Origin of the sequence: Deinococcus betulae (assembly GCF_020166395.1) — a bacterium.
GTDB lineage: Bacteria > Deinococcota > Deinococci > Deinococcales > Deinococcaceae > Deinococcus > Deinococcus betulae.
Genome location: NZ_JAIQXU010000022.1, coordinates 62884 through 79797, shown reverse-complemented (window position 1 = coordinate 79797; position 16914 = coordinate 62884). Strand labels below are relative to the sequence as shown.

Annotated in this window: 18 protein-coding genes; 11 read left to right on the top strand and 7 right to left on the bottom strand. The window is 66.3% G+C overall.

The window, feature by feature from the left end:
* Positions 1-291 precede the first annotated feature (291 nt).
* Positions 292-942, top strand: a complete 651-nt coding sequence (locus K7W42_RS16105) for a glycosyltransferase family 2 protein (protein ID WP_224575871.1) — start codon at positions 292-294, stop codon at positions 940-942.
* Between the two features lie 254 nt (positions 943-1196).
* Here the strand turns inward: K7W42_RS16105 and K7W42_RS16100 are convergent, their stop codons facing one another.
* Together K7W42_RS16100 and K7W42_RS16095 are read right to left on the bottom strand one after the other, a co-directional pair.
* On the bottom strand, positions 1197-1751 hold the full coding sequence (locus K7W42_RS16100) for a hypothetical protein (protein WP_224575870.1): 555 nt from the start codon (positions 1749-1751) through the stop codon (positions 1197-1199).
* A gap of 327 nt (positions 1752-2078) precedes the next feature.
* Positions 2079-2300 (bottom strand): hypothetical protein, encoded by a 222-nt coding sequence (locus K7W42_RS16095; protein WP_224575869.1) that lies wholly within the window; start codon positions 2298-2300, stop codon positions 2079-2081.
* 264 nt (positions 2301-2564) lie between these two features.
* Here K7W42_RS16095 and K7W42_RS16090 point away from each other — a divergent pair, with 264 nt between their 5' ends.
* On the top strand, positions 2565-3074 hold the full coding sequence (locus K7W42_RS16090; protein ID WP_224575868.1) for a hypothetical protein: 510 nt from the start codon (positions 2565-2567) through the stop codon (positions 3072-3074).
* A 74-nt stretch (positions 3075-3148) separates the two neighbouring features.
* Positions 3149-3463 (top strand): hypothetical protein, encoded by a 315-nt coding sequence (locus tag K7W42_RS16085; RefSeq protein ID WP_224575867.1) that lies wholly within the window; start codon positions 3149-3151, stop codon positions 3461-3463.
* Between the two features lie 448 nt (positions 3464-3911).
* Here the strand turns inward: K7W42_RS16085 and K7W42_RS16080 are convergent, their stop codons facing one another.
* A complete protein-coding gene (locus tag K7W42_RS16080) occupies positions 3912-4928 on the bottom strand; it encodes a LacI family DNA-binding transcriptional regulator (RefSeq protein ID WP_224575866.1) in 1017 nt (338 codons plus the stop codon).
* Positions 4929-5171: 243 nt separating this feature from the next.
* The gene (gene proC, locus K7W42_RS16075) at positions 5172-5963 is read right to left on the bottom strand and encodes a pyrroline-5-carboxylate reductase (protein WP_157459464.1); all 792 of its coding nucleotides are present in this window, start codon (positions 5961-5963) and stop codon (positions 5172-5174) included.
* A 68-nt stretch (positions 5964-6031) separates the two neighbouring features.
* Between proC and K7W42_RS16070 the strand changes: the two genes are divergently transcribed.
* Positions 6032-6844: a 50S ribosomal protein L11 methyltransferase gene (locus K7W42_RS16070; RefSeq protein ID WP_224575865.1), complete on the top strand. Its 813-nt coding sequence runs from the start codon at positions 6032-6034 to the stop codon at positions 6842-6844.
* Positions 6841-7539, top strand: a complete 699-nt coding sequence (locus tag K7W42_RS16065) for a 16S rRNA (uracil(1498)-N(3))-methyltransferase (protein WP_224575863.1) — start codon at positions 6841-6843, stop codon at positions 7537-7539. The genes K7W42_RS16070 and K7W42_RS16065 overlap by 4 nt, the downstream gene beginning before the upstream one ends.
* Positions 7540-8001: 462 nt before the next feature.
* Here the strand turns inward: K7W42_RS16065 and recO are convergent, their stop codons facing one another.
* Positions 8002-8763 (bottom strand): DNA repair protein RecO, encoded by a 762-nt coding sequence (gene recO / locus K7W42_RS16060; RefSeq protein WP_224575862.1) that lies wholly within the window; start codon positions 8761-8763, stop codon positions 8002-8004.
* Between the two features lie 87 nt (positions 8764-8850).
* Here recO and K7W42_RS16055 point away from each other — a divergent pair, with 87 nt between their 5' ends.
* On the top strand, positions 8851-9267 hold the full coding sequence (locus K7W42_RS16055) for a hypothetical protein (protein ID WP_224575861.1): 417 nt from the start codon (positions 8851-8853) through the stop codon (positions 9265-9267).
* A 129-nt stretch (positions 9268-9396) separates the two neighbouring features.
* Here K7W42_RS16055 and K7W42_RS16050 read toward each other — a convergent pair whose 3' ends face one another.
* Positions 9397-9675, bottom strand: a complete 279-nt coding sequence (locus K7W42_RS16050) for a cold-shock protein (RefSeq protein WP_304524153.1) — start codon at positions 9673-9675, stop codon at positions 9397-9399.
* A 225-nt stretch (positions 9676-9900) separates the two neighbouring features.
* On the opposite strand from K7W42_RS16050, the gene K7W42_RS16045 reads away from it, so the two are divergent.
* From K7W42_RS16045 to pruA, 5 genes are all read left to right on the top strand, one after another.
* Positions 9901-10362, top strand: coding sequence for an MgtC/SapB family protein (locus K7W42_RS16045; RefSeq protein ID WP_224575860.1), 462 nt, complete (start codon positions 9901-9903; stop codon positions 10360-10362).
* 226 nt (positions 10363-10588) lie between these two features.
* Positions 10589-11251 (top strand): GntR family transcriptional regulator, encoded by a 663-nt coding sequence (locus K7W42_RS16040; RefSeq protein WP_224575859.1) that lies wholly within the window; start codon positions 10589-10591, stop codon positions 11249-11251.
* The gene (locus K7W42_RS16035) at positions 11248-12186 is read left to right on the top strand and encodes a proline dehydrogenase family protein (protein WP_224575858.1); all 939 of its coding nucleotides are present in this window, start codon (positions 11248-11250) and stop codon (positions 12184-12186) included. Before K7W42_RS16040 ends, K7W42_RS16035 begins: the two co-directional genes overlap by 4 nt.
* A complete protein-coding gene (locus K7W42_RS16030; protein WP_224575857.1) occupies positions 12186-13061 on the top strand; it encodes an SDR family oxidoreductase in 876 nt (291 codons plus the stop codon). Before K7W42_RS16035 ends, K7W42_RS16030 begins: the two co-directional genes overlap by 1 nt.
* A complete protein-coding gene (gene pruA / locus K7W42_RS16025; protein ID WP_224575856.1) occupies positions 13058-14629 on the top strand; it encodes an L-glutamate gamma-semialdehyde dehydrogenase in 1572 nt (523 codons plus the stop codon). The genes K7W42_RS16030 and pruA overlap by 4 nt, the downstream gene beginning before the upstream one ends.
* A 186-nt stretch (positions 14630-14815) precedes the next feature.
* Here the strand turns inward: pruA and K7W42_RS16020 are convergent, their stop codons facing one another.
* Positions 14816-16762: a WD40 repeat domain-containing protein gene (locus K7W42_RS16020; protein ID WP_224575855.1), complete on the bottom strand. Its 1947-nt coding sequence runs from the start codon at positions 16760-16762 to the stop codon at positions 14816-14818.
* Between the last annotated feature and the right edge of the window lie 152 nt (positions 16763-16914).

The window sequence follows — 16914 nt, the reverse complement described above, 5'->3', positions numbered from 1 at the left end:
GAGCAGGTTCTCCTAACAGTGGAGCGCCACCAGCCGTTCTGCGAAGGCTCCTCTCCAGTCGCAGAGGCCGGCTGAGTGCGGCTAGCCCACCCGCCCCTGGTCTACTGAAGGACCAAACTTCAAGAGCCCTGCACTCCCCCTGAGAAAGGTAAACAGAGGCGGCCGCACACCGCACTCACGCGTCATAGGCCAGCACGACAGGAGCGCCATACCGGCCCAGAGGCGCTGTGACAGCATGGCCTCAGAGCTCAGGCCGTTTCGCCTCTGGCTTCATCCCTTACCATAGGCGGCATGCCGATGGCCGCTTCCTCTGCCCCGTCTCTGGCGGTGGTGATCCCCGCTTACAACGAGGCCGACACCGTGGGCGCCGTGGTGCGCGTGGCCCTGGAACTGACGCCGCAGGTGGTGGTGGCGTCGGACGGCAGCTGCGACGGCACCGCCCAAGCCGCCCGCGTGGCGGGCGCGCAGGTAGTGGAGTTGCCCGAGAACGGCGGCAAGGGCGCGGCGCTGCTGGCCGGGTTGCAGGCAGCCACCGCCGAGACCGTGGTGCTGCTGGACGCCGACCTGACCGGCCTAACCCTGGACCACCTGCAGCGCCTGTGCGGGCCTGTGCTAAGCGGCGTCCTGGACATGAGCATCGGGGTATTCGAGGGCGGCGGTTTTGTGACTGACTGGGGCAACAAGCTGACCCCTCACCTGAGCGGCCAGCGTGCCTGCCGCCGCGCGTGGCTGCTGGGCGTGCCCGATCTGGGCGCCGAGCGCTGGCCTGAACCGGCCATTACCCGCCACCTCAAGGTCACTGGGGCGCGGTGGGCGTACATGGCGCTCCCCAACGTGGCCCAGGTGGTCAAGGAAAAGAAACGCGGCTTCTGGCGCGGTGCCCAGGCCCGCACCAAGATGTATGCCGCCCTGCTAACCTACCGCGCTCGCCGCCCCAAATAGAGCAGGTTGCAAAGTGCAGTGAGCGGACCAGGAGCTTCTGCTCCCTCCAGTTGTGATGCACACCTATGTATGGCCGCCCTGCTCAACCCCACTTACCAGCCGCCTTTACAGGCCCTCAGAGCAGTTGAGAGCATCACTCCTTAACCGTACTGGGGCGAAGAGTGGCCGAAACAGACAGCGGTGCTAACAGCCGTGCGGGCTGTGGTTAGCCTCAGGGTGAATGAGCCGCCGCTGCCCGTCAGCCTTGCCGGGCGTTATTTCACCAGCTGAATCACGCTGCCGTCGGCGGTGTCAAAACGCACCACGCCCACCGTGGGCACAAAGTAGCTGGTCTGGGCACTGACCTTGCCGCCGGCTGTGGTCTCGGTGCGGATTTTCAGGGCGTTAAAGGCGCCCGCAGGCGTGGTCAGCGGCGCCACGCCCGTTACGAGCGAGCGCTGAATGACCCCAGCGGCGGCGCTTTGCCAGGTCATGCCAGGGCGCAAGGGGCCGGGTGGGTAGATGTTCAGAGGCGGCGTGTACCACGTCAGGCGCCCCCCCGTATTCACGCCGCGCAGCCACACGCTGCCGTCGGCGCGGTGTTCTAACAGATCCTGTGAGAAGGTGGTGGCGCCGTACTGGTGACTGACTGGAGTCACGGTGACGCCCCGGTGAACGACTGGCGCCCCGGCCACCTGCGTTTCGCCGCTGCTGTACACCCAGCGCGTTCCTGGTCGGCGGGGATAATAGGTGGCATCTGGAGCCAGGGCCTGCGCCCCTGCGGGCAGCAGGAGGCAGGCAAGCAGTAGTCGGGCACGGCGCGCGGTCATCGGCGCCTAGCCTAGCGGCTGACAGGGCCAGCGATGTGCGAAAGAATTCATTGGTGGCCAAGTATCCGCATGGACGCTGAGGCATCCGCCTTCCAAGGCCACTCATGGCAGAAGGACAGAGCTTATAACGAAGTTGCTCCATAGCATCCCCTGACGCTCATAAGACTTCTGGAGATTGAGATGACGCCGCGTTCAGCATGAACTGTGGCGACCAACCTGCATCGGCCCAGGACGGCATCAGGTTGTGTCGTCCACAGTTGTCTTGGGTTGCGCTCGCTGCCTCGCCGCACCAGCCTAGAGTGGTGAACAAGGTTCGGCCGCACCGTGTCAACGAATGTGGTTCATCGCGCGGTTGTACAGCGTGGCCTGCCACGCCGCCTGACCCTGAATGCGGTAATGCACTTCCTCAAGCTCAACAGCGTGTCCAGCGGCATCCACAAACCCGAGGTCAGCCTCAGGCCGGAGGTCAAGCAGATGTTCGACCAGGCCAATGAACTCCGCTGAAGTGCCCGGCTGACTGAGCAGCTGCTTAAAGGTGCTGAACGTCACCTGGCCTCCACTGCCTGCTGCCGTGGTCCCCTCATACCGTGGCGGCGCGACTGCACCGCACGACGGGCACGTCAGGGGAAGCCCCAGTTGCTGCATATAGATGGTCCACCGCCACTGACAGGCGCGGCAGGAGACCCTGACATTCGGCTGGTCTTCTTCAAGTGGTCGAAACGGCACCATGCCACCGTATCAAGAGGGCCAAGACACAGCCACGCCTGAAGAGGCCAGGACTGAAGCAGGCAGCTTCACGCCTATGATGCGGCTATGCTGGCGTTCCGCTCTCAACGTGCCCGCCCATCCCTGACCCTGCTGGGCCTCGCGGCGCTGCTTTCGGCCTGCTCGTTAGGGCGTGACGAGCGCTCAGCCCAGGCCACCGAGCAGGCCGCGGTTGATGCTGCCCGCGACGCCATGCTTGCGGCCGCCAGAGCGCTGGGGGGCACCGATCTGAAAGCCACAGGCCGCTGGGCATCGTGCCCAGGCGGCATCGGTCAGCGGTACGTCGGTGGTGGCAGCATGAAGGCCCCGAAAGGTAATGTCGCGGGTCAGCTCGAAGCCATCCGGTCAGCAGTGGCCGCCGCCGGCTTCACCGATGTCACCCAGGTCAAGGAAAATGTCACCATGCAGCGCGACGACATCAGCGTCAACCTCAACTACAACCGGGTGTACGAGGGCTGGCCCCTCTCTTTCCGTTCTACGTGTCACACCTACCCCAGAGCGGACGCGAAGCGGGTGAAGTCAAGTGCAAACCGGGAGATTGAAGGTCTCTCCCCTTGACAGCGCCGCCGTCAGCACCTCAGCAATGCCGGCACCTCAGAGCCAACGAACGCGCGCCTACGATAGGTTGACCCATGTCACCAGTAATCGCCTCGGCCGATTTGCGTCCAGAGCACTTGCCAACGGATGACCAGGAGTGGCGAGTCTTCGCCTCAGGTTTCGACGGATACACTCACTGGAATAGCTTTGAGCGCTGCGCCGACATTGCCAACACGACCCTGAGCCAGTACACCAGGACCGGCGCACTGCCCACCGACCTGGACGTGCTGCGCACCTGCCTCTTTTTCGAGCTGCGGCGGGAGCGGCACAGCGGCTATCCGCCGGACGAGGCCGGTCAGCTGTATGCCAAAGCCGTTCAGCAGGCCATTCGTGAACAGGTGACCCGCTGAGCCTAAGGGGCTGCGGTGAGAGCGAGCCGAGCGTGTGGACCCACGGCAACGTCAAGGCAGCACCTGATCGTGACAGTTCTATTCTTGGGTGCAGATGGAGCAATTGCCTCAGACTCTGCAGACTTGCAGGGCTGTGCAGGAGAGGCTGAAATGACTCGCAGTCTTCTGCTTTATTCCATCGTCTGGAGACTGACTAAGGGCTGAATTCGCCTTGCGAACATGCGATTGAGCGCCAACTCAAGCCCGCTCTGCTCTAAAGGCTGGCAAGGGCTCGTCCTCTCCATCTGCCATCTCGCCCAAGGCGCTTACTGTGCTCCGGCAAGACAGGCCTAGAACATCTATCGTGGAATCACTGAGCAGGTCAGAGCCTGCTCCGTGCCGCGCCCTGAAGAGGCTTGAGCCTCACTTGAGGCCGGCACGTCCAGATCTGTACCTCTTCCCCTGCCCATCAGTGGGTGCCCCGGCGGCTGGCGACCGATTCGCGCAGCATCAGCTCCTGGCGGGGCGCGAACGGTTCGGGGGTTTCGCCACGTAGGCGCCCCAGCACGTACCGCGCCAGCCACTGCCCCATCTCGGCCATTGGCTGGCGCACCGACGACAGCGGCGGCGTGGTGTACGACGACCCCGGCAGGTCGTCAAAACCGATCAGAGACATATCCTCGGGCACGCGCAGGCCCAGGCGGTGCAGGGCCAGCCGGGCGCCGTAGGCCATCTGGTCGTTGGCCGCGAAAATGGCCGTCAGGTCGGCGTGGCGGTTGAGCAGGCGCTGCATCCCGATCAGACCAGACGGCTCCTGAAAGTCCCCCTGCACCACCAGCGACGGCTGAAAGCGCAGGCCGCATTCCTCCAGCGCTTCGCGGTAGCCGCGCAGGCGGTCACGGGCGTCGGTGTGGTCCTGCGGGCCGCTGATGTGCCCAATTATCCGGTGGCCCCGGCCCACCAGATAGGTCACGAGGTCGCGCGCCGATTGGCGGTTGTCCATGGTCAGCGCCACGCCGCCCCAGTCCTTCAGATCCACCTCGCGGCCCAGCACGCCCACCGGCAGCCGGGCCGCCACCTCCCGAATCTCGTGGTCGGGCATCTGGCCACCCAGAATAATCAGCCCCTCCACTCGGCGGTTAAGCAGCAGGCTCACGGCATGCTCTTCTTCACCCGTGCGCCAGTGGCCGCTGATAATCAGAGGCGAAAAGCCACTGCCCATCAGGCCACGCTCGATGCCGCTGAGGGCGTCGTTATAAAAGGGACTGGCGATATCCGGCGTAAGGACGCCGACGATGCCCGACGACCCGGTCGCCAGGCTGCGCGCAAAGGCGTTACGGGTGTAGCCCAGTTTCTCGATGGCCTGGCGCACCTGCCGCGCCTTGTCGTCGTTGACGCGGGCCGTGCCGTTCAAAATACGCGAGACCGTGCTGGGCGAAACCCCCGCCTCCCGCGCCACTTCACTGAGGGTCACGGCGCGGGTCATGAACGGCGCGTGGCCCCCCGGCGGGCCGGAGCAAAGAAGGCTGAAGGCATGCCACAGCATACCTGAAAGCGCTTTCATAGGTCCGATTTTTGGGCACAGTCAAAGAAAGTGGGGAACAGCCGCGTGGAAAGGCGTCCAGAGTCTTACGGTCCTAGCCTTTCCGAGTCAGCGACTTTGAAAAGCACCGCAAGCCACCTCTATTGACAGAAGGTGAGAGAAGCCGCGCTCCCCTCCCACCAGGTGTCAGTCCTGATCTTTGCCAAGCTCCGTGCCCCGGCGGGTGGCCTGCACCACCGCCTCAATCAGGCCGCCGCGCACGCCAGACGCTTCGAGCGCCGCCAGGCCCGCAATCGTGGTGCCGCCCGGACTGGCAACCTCATCTTTCAGCAGCCCTGGGTGGGCGCGGCGCTGCAGCAGTTCGCCGGCCCCCACCAGCAGCTTGGCGGCCAGTTCGTTGGCCAGCGGTCGGGGCAGGCCCATGCGCACGCCGCCGTCGGCCAGAGCCTCGGCCACCACAGCGGCGTAAGCGGGGCCAGAAGCGCTCATGCCGGTAAAGGCGTTGAACAGGTGTTCCGGCAATTCGTAGGTGTCGCCTACCGCGCCAAAGAGGGTACGGGCAAAAGCCAGGTCCCCGGCGTCTCCGGCCTCACGCGGGCCGGTGATGGCGGTCTGACTCAGGCCAATCGTGGCCGCCAGATTGGGCATCACGCGCACCACGCGCTTGGTGCCCAGGCGCCGCGTCAGCGCCGTGACGCTCACGCCCGCCATCGTGGAGATGTAGCCGGCATTTTCCTGGGCCAGCCACTCGGCGGCTTCGGGGAACACGCGCGGTTGCAGGCTGATCAGGATGCGCTCGGCGCGGGCCAGGTCGCCCGGCACCAGCACGCGCGCCCCGCTGCGGGCCGCAATCTCCTGGGCGCGCGGCGCGTTGGTGTCCAGCAGGCCAATCTCGTTTGCCGGGATGACCCCGCGCGCCGTCACGCCCTCCAGCAGAGCCAGGCCCAGTTTTCCCACACCAACGATTGCGAGCTTCATCCTGGTCAGTATAGGTGCGCTTCCCCGCACGTTCTGACCCCGCCCACGCCATGCCCTAGACTGGCGGGATGCTGGTGTACCACCTCCCCGGAACGTTCGAGACGCGCGAAGCCCACCTGGACCTGCTGTGGCAGGCCGGGGCCACGGGCCTGGAGGAGCGGACCGGCGTCATTCGGGCCTATTTTGACGAGGAAACCGAGCTGGCCGCCGACATCCGCGACGGCGAGTGGCGCCGTGAAGCTGACCAGGACTGGCTGGCCGAGTTCAAGGCCAACCTGCGCCCGGTGCAGGCGGGGCGGGTCACCATCGTGCCGCCCTGGCTGCGCGCCGAGGTGCCGGCGAAACAGACCGCGCTGGTCATTGAGCCGGGCATGGCATTCGGGACTGGCCACCACGCCACCACACGCATGGCGGTTGAGGCGTTGAGCGGCCTAGACCTGACGGCACAAACCGTGCTGGATGTCGGCACCGGCAGCGGCGTCCTGGCCATCGCAGCGGCGCTGCTGGGCGCGCCCTACGTGCTGGGGGTGGACATTGACCCTATCACCATTCCGATTGCCCAGGAAAACGCCGAACTGAATGGGGTGCCCACGGGCCGGGCCGTGTTTTTAGAAGGCACCCTGGGCGACGACCTGCCCGGCGACGTGGTGCCGGACGGCGTGTATGACGTGCTGGTGGCCAACCTGTACGCCGAACTGCACGACCTGCTGGCTGGAGAATATGTCAGTCACCTGCGCCCCGACGGTCCCCTGGTGCTGACCGGCATTCTGACCGGCAAACTACCGCTCGTACTGGAGGCGCTGGACCGTGAAGGCTTCACCGCTGTGCAGGTGCGCGAAGACGGCGAGTGGGCACTGGTGACGGCCCGCGCTAGCGCATGACCCTGCCTCGCCACCGCCTGCGGGTCCCTGAACTGGCGGCCACCATGACGCTGGGGCCCGCCGAGGCGCGACACCTGCACGTCCTGCGGCTACAAGCTGGCGACGGAGTCCGCGTCTTTGACGGCCAGGGCCACGAGGCGCGGGCCACCCTGCTAGAGCTGGACGCCGGCCGCGCGGTGCTGACCCTGGGCGAGGCGGTCAGCGGCGCCGCCGAAACGCCGTTTCCACTGACCCTGGCCGCCGCCCTGCTGAAGGCCGATAAGCTGGCCGATGTGGTACGCGCCGCCACCGAACTGGGCGTGGCCGAGATTCGCCTGCTGGTCACGGCCCGCGCCGACGTGCGCGAGATAGGCGACCAGAAACTGACGCGGCTCGGCCGCGTGGCGCAGGAAGCCAGCAAGCAGTCGCGCCGGGCCGTGGTGCCTGTCGTGCATGCGCCTGTCCCTCTGGCCACCTTTGCCCCCCAGGGGCAGGTGCTGGTCGCGCAGCCGGGGTCGGTGCTGCGGGTGGCCGAGGTGCTGCGCTGGACTGCCCCCGTAACGGTGATCACTGGCCCCGAAGGCGGCCTGACCGACGCCGAGGTGGCCGCCCTGGTGTCGCGCGGCGCGCAGGCCGTGACCCTGGGGCCACGCATCCTGCGCGCCGAGACCGCGCCAGTGGCCCTGCTGGGCGCCATCGCCGCGCTGGGTGAGTAGGTAGAGCTGCAAGTCAGAGCCACTGCCGGAAGTAAAACCCTCATTACAGTGCGCTTCTGAGCTGAGTAGGGTCACAGCTCTGGTCACCCACACAGCAGATAGAGCTTTCAGAGCTGAGTTTTCAAAAGTTCTCGAATGAGCGCCCCGGCAGGGTTCTGCACCAGAGCCAATGGCTGATGAACAGCGGTTGAACGGCTACGGCTTCCGTCTATCAGGAGGGCAGAGATTTACCAACTCCACGCCCGGATCGAATTTCGTCGTTTTCGTAGAAGGTCGAATCGGAGTCTATATGAAAGAGCCAGACGGCGCTCTCATAGCGGCTGCCCATTCCACTGAGGGGCCACCAACACCCCTCAACTCCACTTTCGCCGCTGTCTGTGACGGAGACTCACTCTGTTCGCCTCAGCGTGGCTGAGGATCATACCCCTCAACCACGCTGAGTTCCGCTCCCAGCTCCTTCACTCAGGCCACGTCAGACGTGCGGAGGGTGTCTTGCATCGCGCTGACGGCTGTGGGCACCAGCTGACGCCAGGACTGCACGTTGCCCACCTGCACCGTGACAAACCGTTCCAACGCGCGCCACAGGGCCGGGCGCTGGTCGGCAGGGAGGGGCTGGGCCATGCTTTCGCGCACGGTGCGGCGCACGGCGCCCTGTAAAAACGCCAGCGACTCGGGCGGATAGGGCGGCAGCGCGGCGCAGGCGCGGCACAGCACCTGCCCGCCCAGCGGGTCTGGATGCTCCGGCTCGGGGGCGCCGCAGCGGGCACAGCGCGCCGTCTGCGTCACGAAGCCGGCCAGGGCCAGCAATTTGTAACTCATGACCAGCGCCACCCACTCGGGGTCAGGCTGGTGGGCCACGCCGCGCAGCGCGCCAGCAAACAGGTCAAACGCCTGCTCGCTGAATTCGCCTTCTTGAAACAGGGCGTCGGCAAATTCCGCCATCAGGTGAGCAAAGGCGTAGCGGCCCGGCTGCGCCAGCGACGGCAGCGCACCCTCAAGCACCGCCTGTTTGACGGTGGCCAGGTCGTTCTGCGGCGTCTGATAGATTTGCACGCCGACATGGTGAAAAAGGTTCAGGCGGCTGGACAGTGGCCCGCGCACCCCACCGCGCGCAATGGCCTTTAATTTGCCCTGTGGGGTCAGCAGGGTGACCAGAATGTCCCCGGCAGGCGTCACGCGCCGCCGGAGCACAATGCCGCTGCGGTTGGCGGTACGCGACCTCATCGCCAGGCAGTGTAGCGCCGCACCCCGGCGGCGGGCTGTGCCTCTGTCCACCTTCGGGGCCCAGGCCCTCGCCTACACTGCGAACCAATGAACGACCCTCAGCGTAAGGACCAGGAATCGCACAGCGCACAGGACCTGCTGCGCGAACTTTTTCCAGAGACGCACCGCGAGTTATTTGGAACGGCCACCGGGGATGCGCCGCCCACGCTGGGCCTGTACCCGGTGGCCGACGGCCGACTGGCCCTGGTGCACGGTGACCAGCTGGCCGAATTTACACCGCTGGACCCCAAGCACCGGGGGGCTTTGCACTGCGACCTGTGCCACCACACCCGCAGCCGCACCGAGGCGTCCGTGTACCGCGTCCATGTGGCGGCCCGGCGCACCCGGTACATCACCCTATGCAATCACACCACGCCGTGTCAGGGCCGCGCGGGCGAACGCGGCCTGCTGGCCCTGGCCGAGCGGATTTTTCCAATTGCACCCTACAGCTCAGGCGAGCGCTGAAAGCAGCACTTCAGTTGACTGGCAGCATTCTTGGCGGTGAGCAGGGGCACCTTCCCGCAACCCCATTGACCTTCTACCAAAAGAAGAAGGCACCCAGATTGGATGCCTTCTTCAGCTGGAAAGTCTGTCTTACCAGCGGTCGTTGCGGCGGGCGCCGCCGCCATTGCCGTTGCCGCCGCCGTACTCGCTGACGGGGGCCGCTTTGGTCACCACAATGTTCTTGGCCTGGGGGCCTTTGCCGCGCTGGCCTTCTTCGATTTCGAATTCGACCTCGTCGCCTTCGTTCAGCTTCTTGAAGCCGCTGGCCTGGATGGCGCTGAAGTGCGCGAAGACATCAGGGCTGCCTTCAGTCTGAATGAAGCCGTAACCCTTTTCTGCGTTGAACCACTTAACTTTCCCTACTGCCATAATCCACTCCTTAGCTTCCATAGAACATGGGAGGCGCCCAGAATCTACCTGTGCGCCTCTTACCCAATGTGCGTACCCAGGAAACTATGAGTGCAGTGTAGGGGGGAGGCACCCACCCCAAACGTGCTCTGAGTTACTTTATGTCGCTCTGACAGACAGCAGACCAATCAATGGTAAAGACCGATGGCTTGTGAGCTGACCGGGAAGCCCGTAGCGTCGGGGCACATGGAGGTCTGGACCCCACTGATCACGCAGCTGCACCTGATGATAGGGCTGCTGGTCGCGGCGCTGCTGAGCGGCCTGATTGGCTGGGAACGCGAAGCCCACCGCGCCGGGGCAGGCCTGCGCACCCACATGCTGGTGGGCATCAGCGCGGCGCTGTTCGTGGTGCTGGCCGAGCAGCTGATCCGGCAGTTTGGCAATGACAATCCGGCGGTGCGTTTTGACCTCGTGGGGGTACTGGCCGCCGTGGTCAGTGGCGTGAGCTTCCTGGGAGCCGGCACCATCTTTTCCTCGGGCAAGGGGGAAAGGACGCGCGGCTTGACCACTGCCGCCAGTCTGCTGGCCACTGCCGGGGTAGGAGTGGCCTGTGGCCTGCATCTGTACGTCTTTGCTGCCGGCGCAACGCTGCTGTTTCTGTTTGTGCTGCGCCCCCTGCAGCGCCTGACCCAGGATGACGGCGAGTAAACCGGAGCCGTCAGCTCAAGTCTGAAGACAGCACCCCAACCTCGCTTCACTCTACGTACGTCATACAGCGCTCTCTCAAGAGGCTGTTCTCAGCAGAGGGTGGAATCAGGGCGGCACATGGAGTTAAGAAGCTCTCCGCAGAGCCTCTTCCTGTTGCCTAAACCGGCACCGTTTTCAGGCGTTTCAGGCCTGCTCTTCGTACCCAAAATTGTATACAATATCCAACATGGCAAGTTTCGAGCGGCCCAGTCTGGTGCGCGATGGGGTCTATGACCACCTGCGGCGCGCCGTGCTGGACGGCGAGCTGGCCCCCGGCGAGCGGCTGGGGGAGGTCGAGTTGGGGCAGCAGTTTGGGGTCTCGCGCACGCCTATCCGCGAAGCCCTGATGCGGCTGACCCAGGACGGCCTGCTGGTGGCTGAGGCGAACAAGGGGGTACGGGTGCGGACCCTGACGGCCGCCGAGGCCCGCGACACCTATGTGGTGCGCGAGGAGCTGGACGGTCTGGCCGCCGCCCTGGCCGCCCAGCACCACACGCCTGCCGACGCCGAGGCCCTGCGCCGCGCCCTGGCCGCCCTGAACGCCGCGCCAGGCAGCGACTACCGCGAGCAGACCCGCCTGGACCTTGCCTACCACCGCGCCCTGACCCACGCGGCCCACAACGCGGCCCTCACCGACCTGGCCCGCGACCTGGAGCAGCGCGTGGCGCTGATCAAGCACCAGACCCGCACCTACAACGCCCACCCCCAGACCGATGAGCAGCATGCCGCGCTGCTGCGGGCAGTGCTGGCCCGGGACGCCCGCGCCGCCCGCGCCGCCGCCCGGCAGCATGTCCGCACGTTCGCCGCCCTCGTGCTGCACGACCTGACCATTCCCCAGGAGGCTCTATGACCGACTTCAACCAGCTGTACCGCAAAGCCGTGCTGACGGTGGCCGGCCAGAAAACCATCGAGAACCTTGTGCGTGCGCGTGGGTGGGGCATGGCCCAGCGGTTCGTGGCCGGCGAAGGCCCCGACACCGCCATCGCCGCCGTGCAGGAACTGGCCAGAGACGGCATCCTGGCCAACCTGGACCTGCTGGGCGAATTTATCGAGTCGCCCGAGCAGTGCACGGCTTTTGCCGACAACGTGCTCAAGGTCATTGAAGCTGCGCACGCTGCCGGCGTGACGCCGTACGTGAGCATCAAGCTCTCCAGTGTCGGCCAGGGCAAGACGGTGAATGGCGAGGACCTGGGCCTGACAAACGCGCGGCGCATCATCGGGCGGGCCACCGGGTACGGCGGCTTCGTGTGCCTGGATATGGAAGACCACCCACGCGTGGACCAGACCCTGGCGCAGTTCCGCACGCTGGTCGGCGAGTACGGCCATGACCATGTGGGCACCGTGCTGCAAAGCTATCTGTACCGCAGCGAGGCTGACCGCGCCAGCCTGGACGACCTGAAGCCGAACCTCCGCATCGTCAAGGGCGCGTACCTGGAACCCGAGACAGTGGCGATGCCCGTCAAGGCCGATGTGGACGCGGCCTACCGCCAGCTGGTGTACGCCCACATGAAGGCCGGGAATTACGTCAACGTGGCCACGCACGACGAAAGCATCGTGGAGGACGTGAAGATGTTTGCGCTGGCGCACGGGATCGCCAAAGACGCCTACGAGTTTCAGATGCTGTACGGCATTCGCCGTGACCTGCAAAAGAGTCTGGCCGCAGCGGGCTACCGGGTGCGCGCCTATATCCCCTACGGCCGCGACTGGTATCCGTATTTCAGCCGCCGCATCGCCGAGCGCCCTGCGAACGTGATGTTCGTGCTGCGCGGCATGCTCAAGGGCTGATGCCTGGTCTGATCGGGGTCACCGGCGCCCCCGGCAACGTGGGCACGCCGCTGGTCAGGGCGTTGCTGCGCCGGGGCGCGCAGGTGCGGGTGCTGGCCCGCCGCCCGGAGGCTGCCCGCGAGGCCCTGGCCGACGTGGCGAGCCAGGTCGAGTTCCGTGCCCTGACCTTTGGCGAGCGGCCCACCTACGCGCACGCCATGCAGGGCCTGGAACAGCTGTTCGTGCTGCGGCCCCCGCAACTGAGCCGCGTGACCCGTGACCTGGTGCCCGCGCTGGACGTGGCCCTGGGCGCAGGGGTGCGGCACTTTGTCCTGCTGTCTCTGCAAGGGGCTGAGCGCCTGCCCATAACACCCCACGCGCAGCTTGAAGCGTACCTGCGCGGCACAGGCGCGGCCTGGACCTTCCTGCGCCCCGGCTTCTTCCTGCAGAACCTGACGAACACCCACCTGAGCGACCTGAAACGCGGCGTCCTGGCCGTGCCCGCCGGACAGGGCCGCACCAGCTTCGTGGACGTGCGCGATGTGGCTGAGGCCGCTGCCACCGTTCTGACCGAGGCCGGGCACGAGAACAGGGCCTACGAGCTGACCGGCGCGCAGGCGCTGACCTACGACGAATTGGCAGCTACTTTCTCGGCGGCGCTGGGCCGCTATATCCACTCGACCAACCCCTCGCCACTGGCTTTTTTCCGGCACCTGCGGCGCCAGGGCATCCCGGCGGCACAGATTCTGGTCATGGAAGCCATTTATGCCACCGCCCGCTTTGGGCTGGCCGCCCACGTTTCGGACGACCTCCCCCGGTTGCTGGGCCGCCCGGCCCGCACTCCCGCTGACTTTGCCCGCGACCTCGCCCCCCTACTGCAAGGAGACACCCCATGATTAAAGTTCAGGACTACCGCCCCCAGAGCTTCATTGACTTTACCCAGCCCGAGAACGTGGCCGCCTACCAGGCCGCGCTAAACAAGGTGCGCGCCGAGCTGGTGGGCAAGCATTATCCGCTGGTCCTTGACGGCGAGCGCGTGGACACCGAAGGGAAGATTGAAAGCCGCAACCCCTGCGACACCGCCGAAGTGGTGGGCACCACCGCCGAGGCGACCATCCAGGACGCCGAGCGCGCTCTGCAAGGCGCCTGGAAAGCCTTCGAGAGCTGGAAGAAGTGGGACATGGACGCCCGCGCCCGCATTCTGCTCAAGGCCAGCGCGATCCTGAAGCGCCGCCGCCTGGAAGCCTGCGCCCTGATGAGCATTGAAGTGGGCAAAAACTACGCTGAAGCCGACGTGGAAGTGGCCGAAGCCATTGACTTTCTGGAGTACTACGCCCGCAGCGCCATGAAATACGCTGGCTTTGGCAGCAGCGAAACCACCTGGTTTGAAGGCGAGGAAAACGGCCTGATGAGCATTCCTTTGGGCGTGGGCGTCAGCATCAGCCCCTGGAACTTCCCCTGCGCCATCTTTATTGGCATGGCGGCGGCGCCCATCGTGGTGGGCAACTGCGTCATCGTGAAACCCGCCGAAGACGCCGGCCTGATCGCCGGGTTCATGGTGGACATCATGCTGGAGGCCGGACTGCCCGCTGGGGTGCTGCAGTTCCTGCCGGGTGTGGGCAAGGAGGTCGGCGAGTACCTGACCACGCACGCCAAGACCCGCTTTATCACCTTCACCGGCAGCCGCGCCGTGGGCCTGCACATCAACGAGGTGGCGGCCAAGGTGCAGCCAGGGCAGAAATGGATCAAGCGCGTGGTCATGGAGCTGGGCGGCAAAGACGGCCTGATCGTGGACGAGACCGCCGATCTGGACAACGCCGTGACCGCCGCCGTGCAGGGCGCGTTTGGCTTTAACGGCCAGAAATGCAGCGCCATGAGCCGCCTGATTGTGGTGGACAGCGTGTATGACGAAGTGGTGGGCCAATTTGTGGAACGCGCCCGCGCGCTGAAGGTCGGCACGGGCGAGGAGAATGCCAACGTGACCGCCGTGGTCAACCAGATGAGCTTTGACAAGATCAAAAGCTACCTGGACCTGGCGCCGCAAGAAGGCACAGTGCTGCTGGGCGGCCAGGCCCCCGGCGAGTACGGCGGCAAGCAGGGCTACTACATTCAGCCGACCATCGTGGGCGACGTGCAACGCGACTCTCGCCTGGCGCAGGAGGAAATCTTCGGGCCAGTCATATCGGTCATCCGCGCCAAGGACTGGCAGGACGCCCTGGATATTGCCAACTCCACGGAATACGGCCTGACAGGGGGCGTGTGCAGCGCCAGCCGCGAGCGTCTGGAGCAGGCCCGGCAGGAGTTCGAGGTGGGCAACCTGTACTTCAACCGCAAAATTACGGGGGCCATCGTGGGCGTGCAGCCGTTCGGCGGCTACAACATGAGCGGCACCGACTCCAAGGCGGGCGGCCCGGACTACCTGGCCAACTTCATGCAGCTCAAGACCGTCACCGAGCGCTGGTAACCAGAAACCCCACAGCAAGCCCCCGGTGAATGCCGGGGGTTTTGCGGTCTGGGGCCAAGGGAAGGCGCTTCTGCTCGACGGAACTCAGGTGAGGTGAGCGGCCTCGCAAAGCGAACGCAGAGCGAACATGAAAAAAGACGGTACTCCAGCAATGGAACAATGTTTTGGACTCAAAGGAGGCCCGTGTCAGGGCACGTCCTGACCAGTTGGCACCGCCGGAACGCCGAAGCCCGGAATACTCCACCAGTCCAGGCGGTTGCCGTCCTGAATCAGCAGGTGGCCGTCGGGAGCAAAGGCGGCCTCCAGGAAAGGCACGTTGAACCCGCAGTCACCCGTGCGGTTATAGCCCTGGGCCAGACGGGGCGGTGTGGGCAGCAGGCGCCCCGTCTGCACATCGGCCAGCCGGTAGCCCAGCAAGCCCCAACCGCAGCCGTCGCCGCTGCCCTCGCCCAGCAGGGCCAGCCGGCCTGTGCCGTTCAGGGCCGCGAGCCGCCAGCCAGAATTGGGGTCCTGGGTGGTGGGTTTCATGACCAGCACCGGACCAGGGCGACCCGTCTGAGCATGGACCCGCCAGAACCGCCGGGCCACGGGGTCTCCGGTGGCCTGTGGGTCCAGGCCCGACACCACAGCGGCCCGGCCATCCGCCGACGGCTGCACCGAGAGGTCGCCGCGCGTCCACGGCGTCTGCCACAGAACTTTACCACTCAGGGTCAGGACGCTCAGGCGCTCGCGGTAGCCCTGCTCTGGGCCATTCTTGTCATCTGCCGTGGTGAACACCACCGACTGCACCGGGAAGGTGGCCCCGGCCGGCAGGTCCAGCGGTGTGCCTGCCAGGGTCCACGCCTGCACCAGCGTCCCGGTTCTTGTCGAAACCCAGGCGCTCAGCACCTGGCTGTCGGGGGAAAAGGCCAGCGCGGTGACCTCGCCCGCCGCCGTCCAACTGCCCTTTACCTCGCCCCGCGCGCCGTGTAGCCGCACCAGCCGCCCCTGCGCCGAGGCGAAGAGGGTGCCTGTGGCCGTAGCGGCCAGCACGTCGGCCCGGACGGGCGCCAGTGTCCTGACCCCTGAGCGGTCTACCAGCGCCAGCCGCCCTGCACCGCCGCCCCCGTGCAGAGCGACCAGGGCGTGCCCGCGGGCCAGAGGCACGGCCGCCTGCACCGCCTCTCCCAGACCGCGCAGCAGTGTGCCGTCGGCGGTGCGGCGCACTTCGGGCACACTGCCTTCCCGCAGCGTCACGAAGAGGCGGCCGTCAGGTGAGGGCCACGCCCCCCGTAATCCCACTGTGGCTGGCACTTGCCAGGCCACCCGCCCCGCCAGGTCAAAGAGGGCCAGCCACTGCCCTTCCCGCGCCCCGCCCCCGCTGATACCGTCGCCTGTGTTGTACACCGTGGCCGCCAGCACCCAGCCCTGGCCGGTTGGGCGCAGGGTGCCGCCCGGCAACAGAAGAGGTGCCTTCAGGTCCAGCCGCTGGGGCGCGGCAGAGCGGCTCAGGTCGTTCCAGATGTACAGGATGCCGCGCCCGTGGTCCCCCCAGTCGGCCACTGGAGTCAGGACCAGCAGGGCCGCGCGCCGCCCATCAGGACTGAGGCCCAGCACGGCGGGCTTCAGTCCCTTTGGCAGCGGCCAGGTCTGGCCCGTCCCCCGCCCCTGGACCCGCAGCGCCCCGCCCTGCACCCAGGCGCGGGTCTGCCCGTCGGGTGTGCAGCGGTTCAGGGTCACGGCACTGGCGGTGCAGGCGGCCTCGGTCTGGGCCTTGCCGGTCTGAAGGTTCAGGCGGGCGCGCAGGCCCACTGGTTGGGGCCCCCTATACCCCTGCCCTTGCAGCAGCAGGCCCCCGTCCGGCGCGCGGTCCTCCAGCGTCAGGGTGCTGCCGGGCACCGCCGCCAGCGGTGAGAGGGTTTGCGTGGCCAGCAGAGCGCCGCCAGCCACGCTCCAGCGCTTCAGGACGCGGGTGGTGTCCAGGGTGTAAACCTCCTGGTCGCTGCGCCATGCTACGCCCCCCGCTGGGGCGCCGATAGGGTCGTTGGGCGAACCGAATGACCCGGCGCTGTGCCCAGGCAGCGTGATGGTGTAGGGACCAGAGGCGGCCGAAGCCGCTGACGCCAGCAGAGCCGCAAGGAGGAAAACACGCATAGCCCGAGAGTAGGACAGGAGAGCTGACGCTGCCTCAAGGCTTGACCAGCAGGCCGGGTGGCTCACCCAAGACCTGCTCTCTACGGATTCCACTTCATGACAGCACAGCTGAGAAGGCACCGGCTGCCCTGCAGAGCGCGAAATCCGTCCTT